The sequence below is a fragment of the Paradesulfitobacterium ferrireducens genome, from assembly GCF_017310645.1.
Lineage (GTDB): Bacteria > Bacillota > Desulfitobacteriia > Desulfitobacteriales > Desulfitobacteriaceae > Paradesulfitobacterium > Paradesulfitobacterium ferrireducens.
In genome coordinates, this window is record NZ_JAFLRH010000001.1 from 13,724 (window position 1) to 34,133 (window position 20,410).

Consider the following 20,410-nt stretch of genomic DNA (forward strand, 5'->3'; position numbering starts at 1 on the left):
CGTCCCGAGAAAGGATGACCCGATCGTGAAAATCGCTACTGTCGTAGGAGCCAGGCCCCAATTCATAAAGGCGGCCCCGGTTTCGAGAGAGTTAAGAAAACGTCATCAGGAAATACTGATTCATACCGGACAGCATTACGACGCCAACATGTCAGACATCTTTTTCGATGAGCTGCACATTCCGAGGCCGGATTATAACCTGGAAATCGGCTCCGGCAGTCATGGCCGGCAGACCGGGGCCATTTTGGCTAAGGTCGAAGAAGTGCTGCTTGAGGAAAAACCGGATGCACTCTTAGTCTACGGCGATACCAATTCCACCCTGGCCGGAGCGTTGGCTGCAGCCAAGCTGCACATCCCGGTGATGCACATAGAAGCAGGGCTGAGAAGCTTTAACCGCAACATGCCGGAGGAGATTAACCGGGTCTTGACCGATCACCTTGCCCGCTGGCTTTTTTGCCCGACAGATACGGCGGTGGCTAATTTGGCTTCAGAAGGAATCACAGCAGGGGTGTACCAGATCGGGGACGTCATGTATGATGCCTTCTTGTATAACCGGGAACTGGCCCTTGCCCAGTCCTCCATCTTGGATCAGTTAAACCTAAACCCCAAGGGATTCATTCTCTGTACCATCCATCGCGCGGAAAATACGGATGATCCGCAGCGGCTGGGCGAAATCCTAAGGGCGGTATCCGCAGCGCCCCTTCCTGTCGTTTTGCCCCTTCACCCCCGCACCCGCAAAATCATCCAAGAGCAAGGCTTATCTTCCCTGCTTGGGTCTAAGGTTCAAGTCATTGACCCGGTAGGCTACCTTGATATGATCGCTTTGGAGAGCGCCTGCCGGAAGCTTATGACAGACTCGGGCGGAGTGCAGAAAGAGGCATATTTCGCCCAAGTCCCCTGCATCACCATGAGAGATGAAACCGAGTGGGTGGAAACGGTCGAGACGGGATGGAATACCCTGGCCGGGGCTGATTCCAAACGTATATTAGAAGCACTTGCAAGCGCGGCTCCGCCGGCGGGGCAGCCTCCCATTTTTGGGCAGGGGGATTCCGCCAGACGCTTTGTAAGCATCATCGAAGAAAATGGAGAAAGACAGTGACGGCATGCGATTTTTAATGTTAACTCAGTATTTTCCCCCGGAAACCGGGGCGGCCCAGGTCCGCCTGAAAGAATTGGCCAAGGGACTGCAGCGGCAGGGGCATGACGTAACCGTGGTTACCGCTTTTCCCAATCATCCTTCCGGAGTGATTCCGCCGGAGTACCGGGGACGGTTTTTTATGAAGGATGAGGTCGAGGGGCTTACGGTGTTCCGCACCTGGGTCTATCCGGTGCAGAGGGGTCGCTTCTGGAAACGGCTGCTCAACTATTTTTCGTTTGTATTTTCCTCCCTCTTCGGGATCCTTCGGGCCGGACCTTGCGACATTCTCTTTGTCGAGTCGCCGCCGTTGTTTTTAGGGATGACCGCCGTCCTTGGCCAATGGATTAAAGGCGCCCGTCTCGTGTTCAATGTCTCGGATTTATGGCCGGAATCTGCGGTGGCGCTGGGCCTGGTCACGAATAAAAGCCTTATCCGGTTAACGGAAGCGCTTGAAAGCTGGCTCTACCGGAGATCCTGGAAACTGTCAGCGGTCACGCTCGGGATTCGGGATACCTGGCTCAAACGGGGCATTCCGGCTGAAAAAGTGGCCTTTCTCCCGAACGGGGTAAACCTCGAACTGTTCCGACCCCTGCCCCCGGACCGGGAGTTTCAGGACCGGCTTCAGCTTAAAGATAAATTTGTCTTAATCTATGCCGGAACCATGGGCTATGCCCAAGGACTTGAGACCGTGCTTGAAGCGGCCAGACTTTTGCAAGGCGAGGAGCAGTACCGCTTCCTCTTTCTGGGGGACGGAACCGAAAAGCCCAAACTCGAGCAGCTGGCTCACGACTATAACCTGACCAATGTTCAGTTTGTGGGTTTCCAGCCCGTGACCGACATGCCCCGTTATTTTTCCCTGGCAGGGGCCAGCATTGTTCCCCTCAAAAAGCTCAAACTCTTCGAGGGAGCGCGTCCGTCCAAGATGTTCCCGGCCATGGGCTGTGCCGTTCCCATTATCTACAGCGGGGAAGGGGAAGCAGTGGATTTGATCCGGGAGGCGGGTGCCGGGCTTACCGTTGAGCCGGAGAACCCGGAGCAATTGGCTCAAGCGATCCGTACGCTGTATGAGCTTAAAGATCAGGGGCGTTCCTTGGGCGAGCAGGGACGAAGCTACGTGGAAAAACATTATTCCTGGGACAGCATCGTGGCTGAGTGGCTGCGAGAATTAGGTATTTAATGAGGGATTAACATGCCAAAGCTGTGCCTGCTGGCCAACGCCGCCAGCTCACACACGCAAAAATGGGCCCTGGCCCTGGCTGAGCGCGGGTGGAAGGTGGACGTCCTCAGCTTTCTCCCGGCAGAGATCGAGCAGGTTACCGTTCACCTGATCCCGCGTTTAGCCGGCGGGAAAGCGGATGCCGTTTTGCGTGCTCCGTGGGTGCGGCGGCGGGTCCGCGAACTGAAGCCTGATATTGTGCATGCACATTATGCCACCAGCTTTGGGCTTTTAGGAGCTTTAACGGGGAGGCATCCGCTGATAATATCTGCCTGGGGCAGCGATATCTTTTCTTTTCCGCGTTCATCCCGAATGCATGCTTCCCTGTTAAAATGGATCTTGGCCCAAGCGGATGTCCTCTGCTCAACCAGCCGGGTCATGGCTTCAGAGATGAGTCAATACCTTGAACCGGGACGAAAGATTGAGGTCATACCCTTTGGCGTTGACACCGGACTTTTTACCCCGGTTCCGCCAAAGCTGCCTGAGCCGGGGCAGACGCAGCCGATTGACCTTAATTCTCCGATAGTATTCGGCGCAGCCAAGTACCTCCATCATGTCTATGGACTGGATATCCTGGTGCGGGCCTTGGCTATGGTGAAGGCCAAGCACCCACAGAGAGCGCTGCTTCGAATCGCAGGCACGGGTCCGGAGGAGGAGCCGCTCAAAGCCTTAGCGGCAGAGCTGGGGGTCGCAGACTGGGTACAATGGCTGGGCGCACTGCCTAACCGGGAAGTGGCTCATTTTTACCAAAGCCTGGACGTGGTCGTGCTTCCCTCCCGCCAGGAGAGCTTCGGAGTTGCCGCCGTTGAAGGCTCAGCCTGCGGGCGCCCGGTCATCGCCGCCGCAGTGGGCGGCCTGCCCGAGGTTGTCCTGGATAAGGAGACCGGGCTCTTAATACCTCCTGAAGATATAAATGAGCTGGCATCAGCGATGGAATACATGCTAGACAACCCGGAAGAGCGCCGGCGCATGGGCGAGGCCGGGAGGGCCTTCGTCCTCAAGCATTACGACTGGCGGGAGAATGCCGCCGCCATGGAGAGGGTGTACCAGGGGGTGCTGGACGGAGGATACAGGAGACAGGAGTCAGGAGACAGGAGACAGTAGACAGGAGTCAGGAGACAGGAGTCAGTAGACGGGAGTCAGTAGACAGTAGTCAGTAGCTTTTAGTTCTGACTCCTGACTCCTGAATTCTGAGTACTTACAACCCGAAAGGAGTGCTTACACATGCCTCGTACAGATTTTTTGCCTTACGCTTTACCCTTGATTGAAGAGGATGATATCGCTGAAGTGGTGGACAGCCTTAAGTCCAACTGGATTACCAAAGGCCCGAAAACCATGGAATTCGAAAAGCGTTTTGCCGAGTTCGTCGGTGCGAAATATGCAATCGCGGTCAACTCTTGCACGGCTGCCTTGCACCTCTCCCTGGTAGCGGCCGGTATCGGGCCGGGAGATGAGGTCATTACCACGCCCATGACCTTTGCGGCTTCGGCCAATGTCGTCATTCACGTGGGGGCAACCCCGGTTTTTGCTGACATTAATCCCGTGACCATGAATATTGATGTAGATAGGGTGAAAGAAAAGATCACTCCCCGCACCAAAGCCATCATTCCGGTGCATATCGGCGGACACGCCTGTCAGATGGATGAAATCCTGGCCTTGGCCCGGGAGCATAACCTTTTCGTCCTGGAAGACGGCGCCCATGCCGTATATACGGAGTACAAAGGGAAGATGATCGGTTCCATCGGGAACGCAACCGCCTTCTCTTTCTATGCGACCAAGAACCTCGTGACCGGAGAAGGGGGCATGGTCACCACCAATGACGAAGCCCTCGCCGACAAAATCAGGGTCATCAGTGTGCACGGCATGAGCCGCAACGCCTGGAACCGCTACAGCGCTGCCGGTTCCTGGTATTATGAGATTCTGTACCCCGGCTACAAGGACAATATGACGGACATCCAGGCAGCTCTGGGTCTTACCCAACTGGCTAAGCTTGAACGGATGCAGGGACTGAGGCGTGAGATTGCCGAGCGCTATAACGAAGCTTTCGCAAAGCTGCCCGAGCTGGAAGTGCCGGTCGAAGAGGGTTACACCCGCCACGCCTGGCATTTGTACATTCTCAAGCTCAACCTGGATAAACTAAAGACAGACCGGGCCCAGTTTATTGAGGAGCTTAAAGAAGAAAAAATCGGCACCAGCGTGCACTTTATTCCGGTCCACCTGCACCCGTATTACCGTGAAACGTACGGCTATAAGCGCGGGGACTATCCCCAGGCCGAGAGGACGTTTGACCGGATCTTGTCCCTGCCGCTCTATCCTAAGATGAGCGCCCAGGATACCCAGGACGTAATTGAAGCCGTCAAGAGGGTTGTGGAGAGGACGAGGAAATAACAGGATAAGAAACTACTCGGGTCGAGGAGTCAGGAGTCAGTAGTCAGAATCAAGACCGGAGAGCTTATGCCCGCAGTATTCTGAATCCTGAATTCTGAACCCCGGAAGCTATCCCAATATTATTGAGAGGAGTACCTTGATGAAGGAGACTATGGCTGTGCGAAAGACAGCGGCTGAAGAACCGGTCTCGTCTTATCCGCGCTGGCAGCTGGCGGCGAAAAGATTGCTCGATCTGATAGTGGCTTCCGTTCTGCTTATTCTTGTTTCTCCTTTATGGCTTGTGATTTTCCTCTGGATTAAACTTGATTCCCCCGGTCCTGCAATCTTCGCGCAAAAGCGGGTTGGACTGGAAGGCAAGCCATTCACCGTATATAAGTTCCGGACCATGGTTCAGAATGCGGACGACCTGATGAAAGCCAAGCTCCAGAAGGTTAAAGACCTGGAGAACTTCGTCTTTCAGGACAAAAATGACCCGCGCATCACCCGCAGCGGCCGCTTCCTGCGCAAGACCAGCCTCGATGAACTCCCGCAGCTCCTGAATATCCTCATCGGGAACATGAGCCTGGTCGGTCCCCGTCCGGAAGTGCCGGAAATCGCCAAGCGCTATACACCGGAGCAGTGGCAGCGCCTTAAAGTACTGCCCGGCGTCACCGGCCTGGCCCAGGTGAACGGACGCAGTGAACTTACGCTCGGGGAGACGCTCGCTTATGATGTCGAGTATGTCCGGAGCTGGAGCATCTGGCTCGACTTAAAGATCCTGTGGAAGACGGTGTTTGTGGTCTTCACGGGAAAAGGGGCATATTAGAGAATTGGAACGATTCTAAAGAAAATCGAGGAATATATTATTACTAGATTGATATTCCAGAAGATGACAGGTTACTAATATCGGTGTATTATGTAACTGTGATGGTAAGATGTATTAGGAGGTGTTGACTGTGTCTGCAATAGAAATGTTGCGACAGTACCATGAAAAGACTATTTACCCAGATGACGTAATTATGGCTATTCTTTGTAAATTAAAGTCTACCTCGATACCAAAAGACCCGGCAATTATACATGGGACAATCTTTCGTCTAAAACAAAAAGATGAATTTCACGAATTGCTAAATGACTTTCAATTTGACAATTCCGGTCTTGTTCCTTTTTCGGAATTACTTGATAGGGTACTTTTCAGGCTAGAAACTTCAAGCATATTAGGAACTCTAAACCCGAAATATGAATTTTATGATCTCCCGGAGAAAAGGAAGGAAGATTTATCTAACCAAGTATATAATAAGTTCTCCACTGAGAAGCAGCGGGTAATTTCCAAATTGACCGAGGAATTTGAAAACATGGTAGTTCAGTGAACTGGTGGTGAAGCGTTTGTCTACACTCAGAGAGCAAGTTGATAACTATGTGAGGGAGATGCTTAAGGATTACGTACCCTTAAAAGTGAGAGGGTCGAAAGTTATTCATGATACAATTTTAGGCTCCAATATTTTTTCGGCTCATGAAATAGCTATATTAGATTTACCTTTAGTACAAAGACTGCGTCGAATTAATCAAGTTGATGTCGTTCCTCTTGTTTTTCCATCCGGAAACCATAATCGATTTGAACATTCTTTAGGTGTTGCCTCGATAGGCGAAAAACTAGTTAGAGCTTTATTCAAAAAAATAACTGAGGGGCAACAGCGACACAAGCACCCATATGTTGATATAACATTCAGAGAACATGAGGTTTTGAACCTTGTCCGTATGGCTGCAATTATGCATGATTGTGGTCACGGGCCTTTTTCACATATGTCTGAACGAATTTATAAAGAATTATCTGATATACAATATGAAAAAGAAAACGATCCGCGATTAGTGGGAGCATCTCCCCATGAGATATTATCTTATTTGATTGTAACCAGCACTCCGTTGCATGAATTTTTTGAGAAATACATTGCAGCAGAATACAAAGTGAACATTGATCTTCAACTTGTTGGAGATATGATAGTTGGATACGTGGAAAACCCCGCTTCCGCCTTTGTGGTCGACATTATTAACGGGGCTTTCGATGCCGACAAACTTGATTATATACAAAGAGATTCTTACTTTACCGGTATCAAGATGGTTTTAGATTTAGACAGGTTATTTTATGCCTTGGATATTGTAACCGACCAGTCAGGCCGATTACGCTTAAGTGTCGATTTGACCGGGGTGACTCCACTTGAACAGATTGTTTTTAACAAAATGATGTTGTACAGTTCGGTCTATCATCATCATAAGGTAAGAGCAGCAGAGTGCTTGTTTAAGTCAATTTTCGACGAGATCATGGATAATAACCTGGAAGTCTATGAACTAAAATTTGATAGCGCGGCTGATTTTTTGTATTTAACCGACGATGATGTATATGGGTTGGCAAAAGGGAAAACGGATCTCGTAGTTAAATTTACGAATAGCCTTTTACATAGAAACCTGCCCAAAAGAGCTTTGGTTGTATCTGGCAGAACCGTAGACAATCATGAAAAACTTGAGTGGTTTATGAGGCTAGCCGAGAAACCGGAGGAGGTAAACATGCTCCGGCAAGCTATCTCAGACAAAACTAGCGAGTTTGGAGAGAAGGTGCCGGTTCAGTATATTTGGGTGGATGTTCCTTCCGGACCTAAATATAAAGAAGGATACTGGCCCATAAAAAATGTTGGAGGGGACGATACCCATCTTCCCTTGCGTAAGATTTTTCCTGTCGATGATTGGACTAAGGCTTTTTCCGAAAATAAGTGGAATGGATATGTGTTTACTTTGCCGAAGTATCGATCTGTTGTGTATAATGCGGCCAAAAGCATATTAGAAGATGTTTATGAATTGAAACTAAATAATTTCTCCAAGTTATTGTGTAAGATGGACGCGGACATTTCAGAAGAATAAGTTTAACGGGAATGTTTCACCTCAGCTTGGCAAAACAGCACTTCAACTTTATTAATCTTAAGCAAAGAAAAACATCAGCTCAACCTGTGGAATATAAAGAGATATGGGAGATTATCCACAAAGGCTCAATGCCCGCTATGTACGCTGATGAGCTGGACTGGCAGCTGTTTTATGGGGCTTACGCTAAAACCTATATCGAGCGTGATGTGCGAGCGCTTGCGCAGGTAGGTGATGAACTGAAATTCATTAAGTTTATGACTGCAATGGCAGCCAGAACCTCACAAATGCTTAACCTAACCTCTGTAGCCAATGAAGTCGGAATCAGTGTGCCGACGGCTGACCGCTGGCTCTCAATCTTAGTTTCGTCCAACATTGTGTATTTACTGCAACCGTACCATAACAACATCACGAAAAGAGCGGTAAAAACGCCCAAGATCTATTTCCTCGACACCGGGTTAGCCGCCTATTTGACCAAATGGCATACCCCGGAGGTGTTGGAGGCCGGCGCTATGGCAGGAGCATTCTTTGAAACCTTCGTGATCGCTGAGGTGCTTAAGAGTTATTACAATGCAGGGGTTTTAGACCCTTCGCTCTATTATTACCGAGATCATGACGCGAAGGAAGTAGATCTGCTCGTTGCGCAGAATGGTACGTTCTTTCCTGTTGAGATTAAGAAAACGGCTAACCCCGGCAAGGAACATATCGAAAACTTTTCAGTCCTGGAAAAAATCAAAGGAGTAACTATAGGAACGGGCGGAGTGATTTGCCTGTACGACAAGAGCGTGCGTCTTAACGATAAAAACGCAACCATTCCTGTTTCTTGGATATAGGCATTATCCTTGCTCGGCTAACCATTTTAAGCTTACAGCAAAACTGTAAACTAAGGAGTTGAGAAGGTCTATGCCTATCGTTCAGCAAATACAAAAGAGGATGCTTGTAAGTCTGGCGCAAATCGCGAAAGATATGGATCTTCATGAAGGAGATTATCTTGCGTTTGAAGAACGTGATGGTGGAATTTTCCTTCGCCCAGTGGCTTGGATTGATAAAAACCAAGCCTATATTTGGACAAAAGAGTGGCAAGAAAAAATGCGCCGCTCCGAAGAAGCTTTAGCAAATGGCGAATATGAAAGCTTTGAGACTATGGACGATTGCATCCGTGATTTGGAGGAAAAAATGAATGCCCATCATTCTCAAGACAAAACCATTTGAGGTTTGAACGCACAAGTGATACCATCGTTCTCAAGGCCGTCGGACATCATGATATTCTGAGGAATTACTAAAAGAAAAGAGTCTCTCAGGTCACTCCGAAGCACTACAACGTGCTGCCGGATTCCCTGAGAGACTCTTTACTTCTAGGTTACTGACTCCTGTCTCCTTCCCTACCTCAAATGGCTCTTCAGCAACGGGAAGAGCAGGCTGGCACTGTCACTGTCCAGCCAGCCCATGGCCCAGGGGGCGATTCCGCCGATGTTGAATTCATCCAGCAAGGAAAGTTTGGCATCCCAGCTCTTCTCATCATCAAAATATACGGTATGCTGGACCACACTATTATCCGGGTTGGTTACGGAATAGGTGAAATAGGGTACTCCCACAGGATCGGCGGCTGAAGTCTCGCGCTTGATCTCGGCACTTTGCTGAGCGGCCAGCTCTTTCGCCTTGGTCAGGCCAAAGGCCGTGGAATCCCATTTGCCGTCAGCGGTTGGAGCCCAGTCCCGGCCATAATAAGGAATCCCCATTAAGATTTTTTCGGCAGGGACGCCCGCGCTTTTGGCATACGCGAGAACCTGTCTCGTCCAATCGACCGGGGAAATCGCTCCCGGAGCGGACGTGCGGTAGTGCTTGTCATAGGTCATGATGTGCAGGTAGTCTACATATTGGGCCAGGTCATGGTAGTTGTATTCGGCCAGCCAGGTTTCAACTTGGGGGGAAGTAACCGGCATCACCGCCATCACAATTTGCTTGTTCTTGGGTTTGAGCTCAGCATTGAGGGCTTTCATAAACTCGGTGAGATAAGGCCCGTCGGCATCATTAAGGAGTTCAAAGTCGATGACGACGCCGTCTGTGTTGCTGAGATCAATCAGCTTCACGATTTGGCTGATCAGGTTAGCCCGGGCGGCCGGATCAGCCAGCATCGTGTCAATCACGCTGCCGCTGCCGTTAATCAGGGGCATTACTTTCAGCCCGCGGTTCTGAGCTTCCTGCGCCAGTGTCCGATAGTCGGAGCTGTCCCAGCCCCATTGCAGGGCCAAGGTTCCGTCTTCGGAGATGCTCTTGCGCCAGTTCGGAGAGAGGATGTCCACATAATCTGTCGCCAGATCCGGAATGAGCGCCAGTTTTTTCCGGTAAGCGTCCAGGCTTGCATACCCGTCCCAGTATTGAAGGGAGACGCGGGCATGAGTCGAGCCGGTGCGGATCATGCTTTCCATCCCGTAGCTAATCACACCCCAGCCGCCGAGAAGGGTAAATGAAGATCCGGCCGAGCGCCTGGAGCTGAGATAAGAGGTCGTCTGCGCGGTCAGCTCAGACTGCACGGGCACCAGTAAAATCGGGTTATTGTTTTTCGCGGCTAACACGGCTCCGGCTAAAGCATCCGGAAAATCAAGCCCCGTAGCCACAAAAAGCTTGGAAGTATTAAAGCTCAAGCGGTTCAGCACGTCAAGATTGGTGAAATACCGGTCATCCCCGGAAAGGCGGTCGACCGTGTACCCTAATCCTTGAAGCTGGGCTGCTGCTTCAGGTCCGATAACCCCTGTGCCCCCGATCAGAGTGACGGATTTAACCCCCAGCTTGTGCAGGGCGTCCAGGGTTACCTGAGGCACCTTCTTAACGTCCGTAAGCAAAAGCGGTGTTCCCTGGGCAGCCGCATAGGAAGACACGCTTAAAGCGTCGGCAAACGATTCCCCATAAGCCAAGAAGGCTTTGGAAGAGTTAGACACCGCTTCCTGGGCAATGGCCGCCGCAGTTTCGTACCGGTCAGCTCCTTGAATCCGCTGGACAGAGCGCCCGTTGTCTTCCAGGACTTTCTTTACCTCATCAGAGACGGCTCCGGTTCCGCCGAGGATATATACTCTTTGCGCCTGCAGCCGCAGAATCTCAGTCAGCACATCCGGCTGCAGCGTCTTGGAATCAATGAGCAGGAGCGGTCCTTTGGCTTTGGAACTGTTGGCCAAAACAGCCCCGGCCAGTGCGTCAGGAAAATCATCGCCCCGGGCCAAGACGACGGTATTGGCGGTATCCCAGCCGCTCTGGGAGATTTTTATGGCCGTTTGATAGCGGTCACCGCCGGCTAACCTTAAATCAGCCGGTTCTACTGCCTGAACCGATGAAACGGGAATCGTAAAACTTGTGAAAAAAAGGGTTAACCCCAACAAAAAACTAAAAATCAATCTGTACATCTCTTCCTCCTCGTATAATCGGTTTAGTTCCTGCCCCCGCGAGTCCGAAAATAATGGGAACGCACACGGGTCACATACATTTTATCATAAGAAACCGTCGAAAAAATAAAGAAAAAATAAATTTAGTCACAGTAACTAAAGGAAAAAGGGGCATATTGCCGAATTCCTTTTTTACTATCAAAATGCACTCTAAATATCGATAAGTGGGGACAAAAAGATGTTCAGGAAAAGGGTATATTCTACGCTCGCTTTGATCCTTGCGCTGACACTAATACCAAATTCCGATACTTTTTCAGCGCCGAATACCGCAAGTGGTAATCTCAGCACACGCGTGATTGTCCGCCTGGCTCCCGGAACCGGGGCTGAAGCCATCGCCGCTCAGACCGGCGCCCAGGTCTTGCGCAAGGGCCCCTTAAATTATGCAACCCTGCAAATTCCATCGAACCTGGATCTGCAAAGGGCGCTCACTGAACTGAAACAGCTCCCCGGGGTGGAAACAGCGGCTCCAAGCCGTCTCTATAAAGTAGGAGAGGCCGGTCCGGCCTTTCAAGTTTCCAGCCTGGGCAGCGTAGCTGACGCCGGCTATAAAGACCAGTGGGGCTTGGACAAAACGGGGGTGCCCAAGGCCTGGGAACTGGGGGCCACAGGTCAGGGCATAACCATTGCGGTCATTGATACCGGTGTGGATATCAACCACCCTGATCTCAAAGACAAAATCGTACCCGGCTATAATGCCATTACTGCCTCCACTGACCTTAAATCGGTCAGGGATAATAACGGCCACGGCACCCATGTGGCAGGCATTGCGGCCGCCGCCCGCAACGGCGAAGGCGTGGTCGGAGTGGCTTATGACGCCAAAATAATGCCCATTAAAGCGATGGACCGCTACGGGGAAGGAACAGATGATGTCATTGCGGATGGAATTGTGTGGGCGGCCGATCACGGTGCCAAGATCATTAATCTGAGCCTGGGTTCGGATGCCCAAGAAGAGATTCTTAAGGAAGCAATCTCCTACGCCCGCGCCCGGGGAAGCCTGATCGTAGCCGCCGCCGGCAACCTCCAGGGAGACGGTTCCGGGACTGCCGGAATCGATTACCCGGCCGCTGACCCGGACGTGATTGCGGTAACGGCCACGGATCAGAACGACAAGGTTGCCGGTTTCTCTAAGACCGGGCCGCAGGCCGTCTTGGCCGCGCCCGGGGTTAATATCCTAAGCGATTACTGGAGCGCCAACCGTTCCGGCTATGCTTACTCCGACGGCACGTCCATGGCAGCTCCCTTGGTTGCGGGAGCTGCGGCCTTGGTCTGGAGCCAGCACCCGGATTGGAGCGCTGAGCAAGTGCGGGCAGTGCTGGAGAGCTCGGCCGAAGATTTGGGGACAAGCGGCCGGGACGAGGCTTACGGCTATGGCCGCCTCAATGCCGACTGGGCGGTGCGCTTTGCGGCTGAACCGGTGAAAGCGTCAGCTCCCGCTGCCTTGAACTGGGCCGGCGGCATCGTGCAGGATTCCGCCGCAACCCCTGGGGCGGAGCTCACCGTTGAACCCCGAACTTTCGGCACTGCCGGGCAAAGCGTAACCCTAGTCCTGAACCAAGTGGATGCACCGGCGGATTTTCCGGATCCGATCACTCCGGGCAGTCCCGCTTTTTCCGTTCAGTGGGGGGAGGAATCTCCCCGGAAAATGCTCACTCTCAAAATCAATGCCGAGCCTAATATAGTGACAAACGGTCTCCTGGGCTATCTTTACCGCTGGTCCGGCAGCCGCTGGATACAAGTGGGAGGGGGGACATCCTCGGTCTCTGTCACGGCCGGAATCTATGAACCGGGCATATACCGTCTCGGCTACGTGCCGCCGTCTCCGTCCAACCGCATTGCCGGCCTGGACCGGATCGAAACGGCGATCGCCATTGCCAAAGCGGCTTTTCCCACGGGGGCGGATACGGTCATCCTGGCGCGGGCGGATGATTTTCCGGATGCGCTCGCGGGAGCTCCTTTAGCCTATAAGTACCATGCCCCCATTCTGCTTACGGATACCCAGGCTTTAAGGGAAGACCTCTATGCGACCATAAAATTCTTAGCCCCGCGTCAAATCATGCTTCTCGGCGGAGAAGGCGCGATTTCCGGGGATATCGCCACCCAATTGGGGAGCCTGGCATTGGTTGAACGATTCGGGGGTTCAGACCGGTATGCGACGGCGGCTGCCATTGCCCGGGCCGTAGGGACAAGCGGACAGGCGGCAATCGTTAACGGCGAGAACTTCCCGGATGCTATTTCCATTGCCGGGATTGCCGCAAGGCAGGGCATGCCAATCTTACTCACGATGGGAGACAGTTTAAACTCCGAGACCGGGCAATGGCTCCGGCAGTATGCAGTCACCGGGACAACAGTGGTTGGCGGGGAAGGCGTGCTGTCCCCGGCGCTTTTGGACCAGCTGCCCAATCCCCGGCGCCTGTCCGGCCTTGACCGTTACGGAACGGCTGCCGCCGTGCTGCAGGCGTATCAGCCCGGAGGCCAAACAGTCTACGCCGCGACCGGAGAAGACTTCCCGGATGCTTTAACCGGCGGCGTCTTGGCCGCCGGCCAAGGGACAGACATTATCCTGGTTCCGCCGGGCGGCCCCACCAACGAACAGAGGGCCGTGCTCACAGGCTGGCAGGGCAAACGCGCCTACGCCCTGGGCGGAAGCGGGGCGCTGTCTGACAGCGCTTTGCAGGCAATCCAAGAGCTTGTGCAATAACAGCAATCAACGGCAGGATTTGCTTGAACCTTGTCGAATGCTTACTAAAAGGAGTCAGGAGTCAGGAGTCAGACTCCCATGCCGCTATGCGGCACCACTGATGGATGAAAATAGCCAAGGTGCATTACCCGCTCACCACGCGCCGGAGCTGTTCGCTTGTTGATTCAGCTACAGCGCCAAACCTTAGGGTAATACCTGAAGTGAACCGTGACGCTGCTTAACGCTGAATCAACTGCGCTCTCGACGCTCCTCTGCTCTACGGTTCGCTAAGTAATTGCCCCTCGTCTATTTTCAGGGCAGGAGTCAGGAGATTACCGCTATACCATTCTGAGTACTGACTACTGACTCCTGAGTACTCGAAGAAGGAGTGATTTCGGTGTCGTATACGAAGGTTAAATGGGGTATGCTGTTTGTACTCATCCTGGCGTTCTGGCTAGGAACTCAGGCTTCAGTGATTGCTGCCCCATTAACCGCGCAGACAACACGCTTATACGGAGCAACGCGCATTGAAACAGCCATTAAAGTCTCACAACAAGGCTGGGAGCAAGCTGACACCGTCCTTCTTGCCCGTGCGGACGATTTTCCGGACTCCCTGGTCGCCGTGCCGCTTTCCCACCGGCTTAATGCTCCGATTCTGCTTACCTATCCCGAATCCCTTGACCCGGCTGTCCTGGCAGAGATCAACCGCCTGGGGGCCAAAAATGTGATTCTGCTCGGGGGGGAAGGGGTGCTGGGAGAGAAGATAACCGTCCCCCTGTTCAAAGCGGGCAAGGCTCTGGACCGGATCGGCGGGGTTGACCGTTATGACACCGCAGCCAAAGTGGCTGAACGTTTGGGAGTGAAAGGCCAGGCCATCTTAACCAGCGGGGAGGACTTCCCGGATGCTTTAGCTATCGGGCCGTATGCCGGAATCACAGAGACGCCTATTTTCCTCACCGGCAAAAAAGAACTGCCCGAGGTAACCCGTACCACGATGGCCAACCTGGACAAGAGAGGCATGGCCAACGGCGGGGAAGGTATTTCCCAGACTTTGGTCATCGGGGGCGAGGGAGTGATCCCGACTAAGACGCTTGACGGCCTGACCAATATTAACCGCCTGGGCGGCAAAGACCGCTATGAGACAGCCGCCAAGGTCTACTGGTTTGCCCAGGAACAGCTTGGCTCAGACGGGCTCACCCAGCAGGCAGCCTATTTGGTTACCGGGGAAGATTTCCCCGATGCCTTAGTCACCGGTGCTCTGGCTGCCAAACGAAGCGCCTGGCTTTTTATGTCTGCGAATACCGACCTTCCGGCTTTCACCTATTCCGCCATGGGCGGTGCCACCGTGAGCAGTACAACGGTCACTCTCATCGGAGGGGCGCCGGTTCTCTCCGACAAGGTGAAAGGAACGGTCGAAGGCAAGATTCAGCCGCCTTACCTGTTGGCAGGGGTGACCATAGTGGTCGATCCCGGCCACGGGGGCAAAGACCCCGGTGCGATCGGAACCAACGGCACCCAGGAAAAAAATATCAACCTGGCTGTCGGCTTGAATCTGGCGGATATCCTGCGGGGTGCGGGGGCCAATGTTGTTCTGACCCGCACGGGAGATTACCTTCCAACCGGAGAAAATTATCAGGAACTCACGGATTTGCAGACCAGGGTTAAGATCGCCGCAGACAAACAGGCTGACCTGTTTATCAGCATTCATAATAACTCTGCCGCCAATCCCGATGCCTACGGAACCGAAACCTATTACAGCTCGAAAAACCCCTCCTCAGCCGGCTCGGTTCAACTGGCACAAGCCGTTCAGGACCGGGTGATTCAAGAACTTGCAGGCTATAACCGAGGGAAGTATGAAAACCGCGGGGTCAAGGACAGCGGATTTGTGGTAGTCAGGGATACAACCATGCCCGCGGTTCTGATCGAACTGGGCTTTCTGACCAATGCCACGGAAGAACAGCTGTTAACGAATTCAGAATATCAGCAGAAGGCGGCCATGGGCATTTACAGGGGCATCCTCGTCTATAAAGGGTATTAGAGGGCCACCCCCCTCTGACTTACCAACTAAAGGAAATATTTTTGCGCATTTCAGGAAAAAAATATGTTAAAGTACTGGAAAATTAGGCTTTTATGCGTTAAACTGATGTTACTCCTGTGGTAGAAACCGGAAGAAAAATTTTTTCCGGATATGGGAAACTTTTAGCAAGTCTAATACGTCTTATATATAGGAGTCAGGAGTCAGAATTCAGGAACGTAAGTCTCCGGTGGAGACTTACGCCGTTCGGCCAAGCTACAGAGAAACGATTCCGGCCGAACGGAACAGGTTTATAAAAAATTAAGGATATCTCTCAAAAAAGTTATCCCAACAAGCAGGAATATCTGTTTTCTTAAAGAATATTTATAAACGAATGTAGAACCTATTTTAGGTTTCTTCATTATTGCCGTCTAAAGGGTAAGCCACCCCTGAGATCACATCTCGAAATGGGGGGACGCCCCCGCACATCGAACAGGGTGGGGTACCTTTAGATATTGCGCAATGTCTAAAGATTTTGCGACTCTCTAAGGGGGTGAGTGACAGACAAATTGCAGCGCAGGTGAGGAGAGGGCAGCCAAACTAGAAAAATATAAGTAGTCCGCTCTGAGACTAAAGCCCGTCTCCAAAGACAGAAGAAAAATCCCATAAGAAAGAGAGGAGAAATTCACTACATGAGAAAGACAAAGAAGACTTTAGCCATCTTAGCTATCGTCGCTATGGTCTTGGCCATGCTTCCGGTACAAGTCTTCGCAGCAACGACTTCTGCTGTTGACAAAGACCGGTATGCCGGCGCAGACAGAATTGCAACGGCTCTTGATGTGGCCAGCAACTGGAGCAAAGCCGACACCGTTATCCTTGCTCCTGCTGACGATGACAACCTCGTTGACGCCTTGGCAGCAGCCCCGCTGGCCGGGCAAGAAAATGCTCCTATCCTTTTAACTTTCAAGAGCGGCTTAAACGCTGACGTAAAAGCTAAAATCGCAGCTCTTGGTGCGAAGAAAGTATATGTTGTTGGTGCAGCTGCCAACGATGCGGTTGTCAATGCTATTAGCGGTGCAACTGTTGAGAAGCTTGCAGGCGCTGACCGTTGGGCCACTGCTGACGCGATCAACGCGAAACTGACCAATGTTGCAGGAACCTTCGTAGTAGGCTACGATGCGATTCCTGACGCGCTTTCCGCTGCTTCCTATGCAGCTGCCAACAAGTATGCAATCGTGCTGACGAATGTTGACGGCACAGTGAACGCTGCCAAACTTGTTGGTTCCAAAACCTACCTCGTGGGCGGAACCGGTGTGGTTAAGGATTATGCCGGCGCAACAGACCGTTTCGGCGGCGCTGACCGTTATGCCACCAATGAAGCTGTTGTTAAAGGCCTGACCTACGAGTTCAGCAAAGTTTACATCGCTAACGGTGAAACTTTGGTTGACGCGCTCGTCGCCGCTCCTTTGGCTGCTCAAGCTAAAGCTGCTGTGCTCCTGGCCAACACCAGCGTAGCCGGTGCTAGCTATGTAAACAGCAAACTTGCTTCTGACAGCAAAGTTATCGCCCTTGGCGGTACCGGAGTTGTTTCCGACACTCTTAAAGGCAACGTGAAGTATCAAGCTCCTGCAGTTCTGGCTGTTGAGAGTGTAAGTGCTATTAACGCTGAACAAATTCAAGTTGTATTTAATAAAGCTGTTGATGAAACAACTGCAGAAGATGTAACTAACTACAAACTCCAAAATACAGCTCTTCAAAGTGCAGCTGGTGCTTTAACTGATACCGCTTCATTAGGAGCTGACGGAAAAACAGTTACTATTACACTAGGTAAGACTGGTGCATTGACCAATAAAAAAGCTTACTCTTTCACTGTTGGCACAGGAGTGAAAGACGCTAATGGTACAGCTCTTGGAGCTTCTTACTCAACTTCATGGCTTCAAAGCGACACAACTGCTCCTACCGCTAGCGTAAATGTTACAGCTGGTACATCTGGTACGCAAACAATTACAGTTAATTATAGCGAACCAGTACAAAATGCTGGGACATACACAGTTGATGGTCAATCGGCTAGCGTAACAGCATTAGATGCTAATGATATTTCTAAAAACAATCAAGTAACGATTACTACAGCACAAAACTTGGTTGTTGGTCAAACTTATACTCTGTCTATCGCTTCTGCTACTGATTATGCAGGCAATGTTCTTGTTACAACCCAAATTCCGTTTACTGTTGGTCAAGCAGGTGCTGGAAATTTAGTATCTGCTACTCAAGCTAGTGATACGACAGTTAAATTAGTATTCGATACGAAAATTGATACGAACAGCATCCCAAGTGCTGGTACTAACTTCAAAGTACAAACCCTGGGAACTGATTTCAGCACAAGCGGTGGAATTAACCTTGCTGTTGATTCGACTGATACCACTGGTAAAACTCTTATCGTAACTGTTAACATTCCTGGATATACGACAACCAATCCTTCCATTACACCAACTATTACAGTTAAAGGCTTAAAGGGAACTAATGGTGCTGTTATCAACGATGTTAGCTCTACCGTAACTATGACGGCTGACCAAACTGCACCTACGTATGTTGGTACTACTGTGGCATCTGATAACTCTTATATTCTTGTTCAAATGAGCGAGAAAATTGCAGCTGCTTCTGTTACTGATACAGATGCTGCAAAATTAACTGTTGTTGACGCTGACGGTGTTGACCAAACAGCAAACGTCTTTGGAACAGGTAAAGCTTTTGATAAAGCTATCGTAGCTAAGTCTGATGGAACAACACCTGGATCAGACCAAGCCTATATTAAATTCTACAATAGAACTGGAGCTAAACTTGCTAAAGGAACCTATACAATTACAGTTCCTGCTAAGTTGTTTGTAGATACTGCTAATACACTTTCTGCTACAGGTAACAGTAATGCTGCCTTCACAGTAAATGTTACGGTTAACGACCTCAACAATACAACTGCGATTACAGTAGGAACACCAAGTGCAGTTACTGTAAATGCTGATGGCTCCGAATACTTTACACTAGGTTTTGGAACAGCACTCAACAATACAGCACTTAGCACAGCAAATTATACTGTTGACGGAAAATCACTTCCTGCTGGAACAACCATTGCTTTCACTGATACCAACAAAAACACAGTAAAAATTACTGCACCTGCAGGAACGTATACTCAAGATGGAACTGTTAATCTTGCAGTCTTCAACGTTCAAAACTCCGCTGGTTCCACAATGAGCGGAACAGCATTGAAATCTTTGACTGTAAAAGATAATACTGCTCCGACTGTTGCAAGTGCAGCAGCTACTGCTGGGAAAATCAATATTACATTCAGTGAAAATGTTGCTTATGCTGGCGCAGGAACTGAAGTTTCTCTTATTAATGCAGATGGCACAACAGCTGTCGCTAGTACCGCTATTTCGGTTACAGGTAAAGTTGCAGCTGTTACAATTAACTTGAGTGGAATTGACTTAACGAAAGTTACATTGAGTGTTGCTTCTGGAGCATTTGCTGATGTATCTGCCAACGCAAATACTAATGGCTCTATTAAGAATGTAACAGTAACTGATACAAACGTTACTGTTCCAACCTTTACCTTAAATCAAGTTGCAGCTAATAAAAATGCTGGCGATATCCAATTGAACATTGCAAACTTTGATAAGGCTAAAGCTGAAGGCGTTACATCTTATGATGTATATGTCTACGGTACATCTACAGTAATTGACAAAACTACTGCAGCAAACTACACTGTTTCTCAAAATGTTTTGGTTGGTAGCATTACCTTAAGTGGAACTAGTGGTCTCTACACATTACCTACAACCATTACAACTGATGCAGTTGCTGGAACTGCTATTAACTACGCAAGCCCTGTTTACGTAACGATTGTTGCTAAGGATAGTCTTGGTAACAAAGCATATGCTACTGAAGTTGGTCCAACATCATTTGACTTCACTGCTCCTACAGTTAGTACAGCCCTTGCTAGTGGTAATACCACAGGTATTGCTGCGGCTGGAACTGGAACCATTACATTCTCTGAAGCGCTAAGTGCTGCTTCTCAGACTGCTGTCCAGAACGCTTTAACAGCAGCTGTCACAGGTGCTGCTGCTAGCGATCTTTCCTTCTCATGGGCTGGTGGTACATTAACAATTACCAATAATAATGCAACAACAGCTGCGAAATTTGGTGCTTCTAACGTAACCGCTACCATCACAGACGCTGTTGGCAACACAACAACTGGAGCTATTATCGTAACACCATAATTTAATTGAACCTTACGTGCTCGAGGGAAGGGTCTCCCATTCGGTCAACCCTTCCCCCGGGGTCGTACCCCCACACAATGGGGAACAATTCTGACAATTTAACGAGTCATAAGGGAGCCGGTTCGCCTTCGGGCGGGCCGGCTCTCTTATGACTCCGCGGCGGAGGCTCACCGCAAAAGTTCGACGGACTGGCCGCAAAAGTTTTTCCGAACGTAAGCGCTTAATAACCCTTGTTCCGCGAGTTCAGATTCACTGATTTTATTTTAAGGCATGGTAATCTCTTACAGCAGCTACTGGATGCTGCCAGCGGATTTTAGGTAAATGGATGGATCAAAGCCTGCCCACCGTACCATGTCTAAAGCTTGGCGATTGATGTTACTTGGGAA

At 50.6% G+C, this 20,410-nt stretch carries 13 protein-coding genes; 12 read left to right on the forward strand and 1 reads right to left on the reverse strand.

The features are described from left to right. The first annotated feature begins 25 nt into the window (after positions 1-25). From wecB to J0X21_RS00095, 9 genes are all read left to right on the forward strand, one after another. Positions 26-1,099, forward strand: a complete 1,074-nt coding sequence (gene wecB, locus J0X21_RS00055; protein WP_206808401.1) for a non-hydrolyzing UDP-N-acetylglucosamine 2-epimerase — start codon at positions 26-28, stop codon at positions 1,097-1,099. A 4-nt stretch (positions 1,100-1,103) separates the two neighbouring features. After that, entirely contained in the window at positions 1,104-2,315 is a 1,212-nt protein-coding gene (locus J0X21_RS00060; protein WP_206808403.1) for a glycosyltransferase family 4 protein, read from the forward strand. A 12-nt stretch (positions 2,316-2,327) separates the two neighbouring features. Continuing rightward, on the forward strand, positions 2,328-3,458 hold the full coding sequence (locus J0X21_RS00065; RefSeq protein WP_206808405.1) for a glycosyltransferase: 1,131 nt from the start codon (positions 2,328-2,330) through the stop codon (positions 3,456-3,458). Between the two features lie 120 nt (positions 3,459-3,578). After that, positions 3,579-4,742 carry a DegT/DnrJ/EryC1/StrS family aminotransferase gene (locus J0X21_RS00070; RefSeq protein WP_206808406.1) on the forward strand — a complete coding sequence of 388 codons (1,164 nt, stop codon included), beginning with the start codon at positions 3,579-3,581 and terminating at the stop codon, positions 4,740-4,742. Between the two features lie 151 nt (positions 4,743-4,893). Beyond that, positions 4,894-5,547, forward strand: a complete 654-nt coding sequence (locus tag J0X21_RS00075; protein WP_206808419.1) for a sugar transferase — start codon at positions 4,894-4,896, stop codon at positions 5,545-5,547. Between the two features lie 130 nt (positions 5,548-5,677). Next, positions 5,678-6,088, forward strand: coding sequence for a hypothetical protein (locus J0X21_RS00080; protein WP_206808409.1), 411 nt, complete (start codon positions 5,678-5,680; stop codon positions 6,086-6,088). A 16-nt stretch (positions 6,089-6,104) separates the two neighbouring features. Then, positions 6,105-7,631, forward strand: coding sequence for an HD domain-containing protein (locus tag J0X21_RS00085; protein WP_206808411.1), 1,527 nt, complete (start codon positions 6,105-6,107; stop codon positions 7,629-7,631). A gap of 26 nt (positions 7,632-7,657) precedes the next feature. Then, positions 7,658-8,461 carry an ATP-binding protein gene (locus J0X21_RS00090; RefSeq protein WP_236005985.1) on the forward strand — a complete coding sequence of 268 codons (804 nt, stop codon included), beginning with the start codon at positions 7,658-7,660 and terminating at the stop codon, positions 8,459-8,461. 70 nt (positions 8,462-8,531) lie between these two features. Next, a complete protein-coding gene (locus J0X21_RS00095) occupies positions 8,532-8,840 on the forward strand; it encodes an AbrB/MazE/SpoVT family DNA-binding domain-containing protein (RefSeq protein WP_206808415.1) in 309 nt (102 codons plus the stop codon). A 170-nt stretch (positions 8,841-9,010) separates the two neighbouring features. On the opposite strand, the gene J0X21_RS00100 is transcribed toward J0X21_RS00095, so the two are convergent. Continuing rightward, positions 9,011-11,026 carry a cell wall-binding repeat-containing protein gene (locus J0X21_RS00100; protein ID WP_206808416.1) on the reverse strand — a complete coding sequence of 672 codons (2,016 nt, stop codon included), beginning with the start codon at positions 11,024-11,026 and terminating at the stop codon, positions 9,011-9,013. A 217-nt stretch (positions 11,027-11,243) separates the two neighbouring features. On the opposite strand from J0X21_RS00100, the gene J0X21_RS00105 reads away from it, so the two are divergent. The 3 genes from J0X21_RS00105 (at position 11,244) to J0X21_RS00115 (ending at position 20,024) form a co-directional block, all read left to right on the forward strand. After that, complete coding sequence (locus tag J0X21_RS00105; RefSeq protein WP_206808417.1) at positions 11,244-13,763, forward strand: S8 family serine peptidase; 2,520 nt, start codon at positions 11,244-11,246, stop codon at positions 13,761-13,763. 403 nt (positions 13,764-14,166) lie between these two features. Continuing rightward, a complete protein-coding gene (locus tag J0X21_RS00110; protein WP_206808420.1) occupies positions 14,167-15,780 on the forward strand; it encodes an N-acetylmuramoyl-L-alanine amidase in 1,614 nt (537 codons plus the stop codon). A 668-nt stretch (positions 15,781-16,448) separates the two neighbouring features. Then, on the forward strand, positions 16,449-20,024 hold the full coding sequence (locus tag J0X21_RS00115; protein WP_206808418.1) for a cell wall-binding repeat-containing protein: 3,576 nt from the start codon (positions 16,449-16,451) through the stop codon (positions 20,022-20,024). Positions 20,025-20,410: the final 386 nt, after the last annotated feature.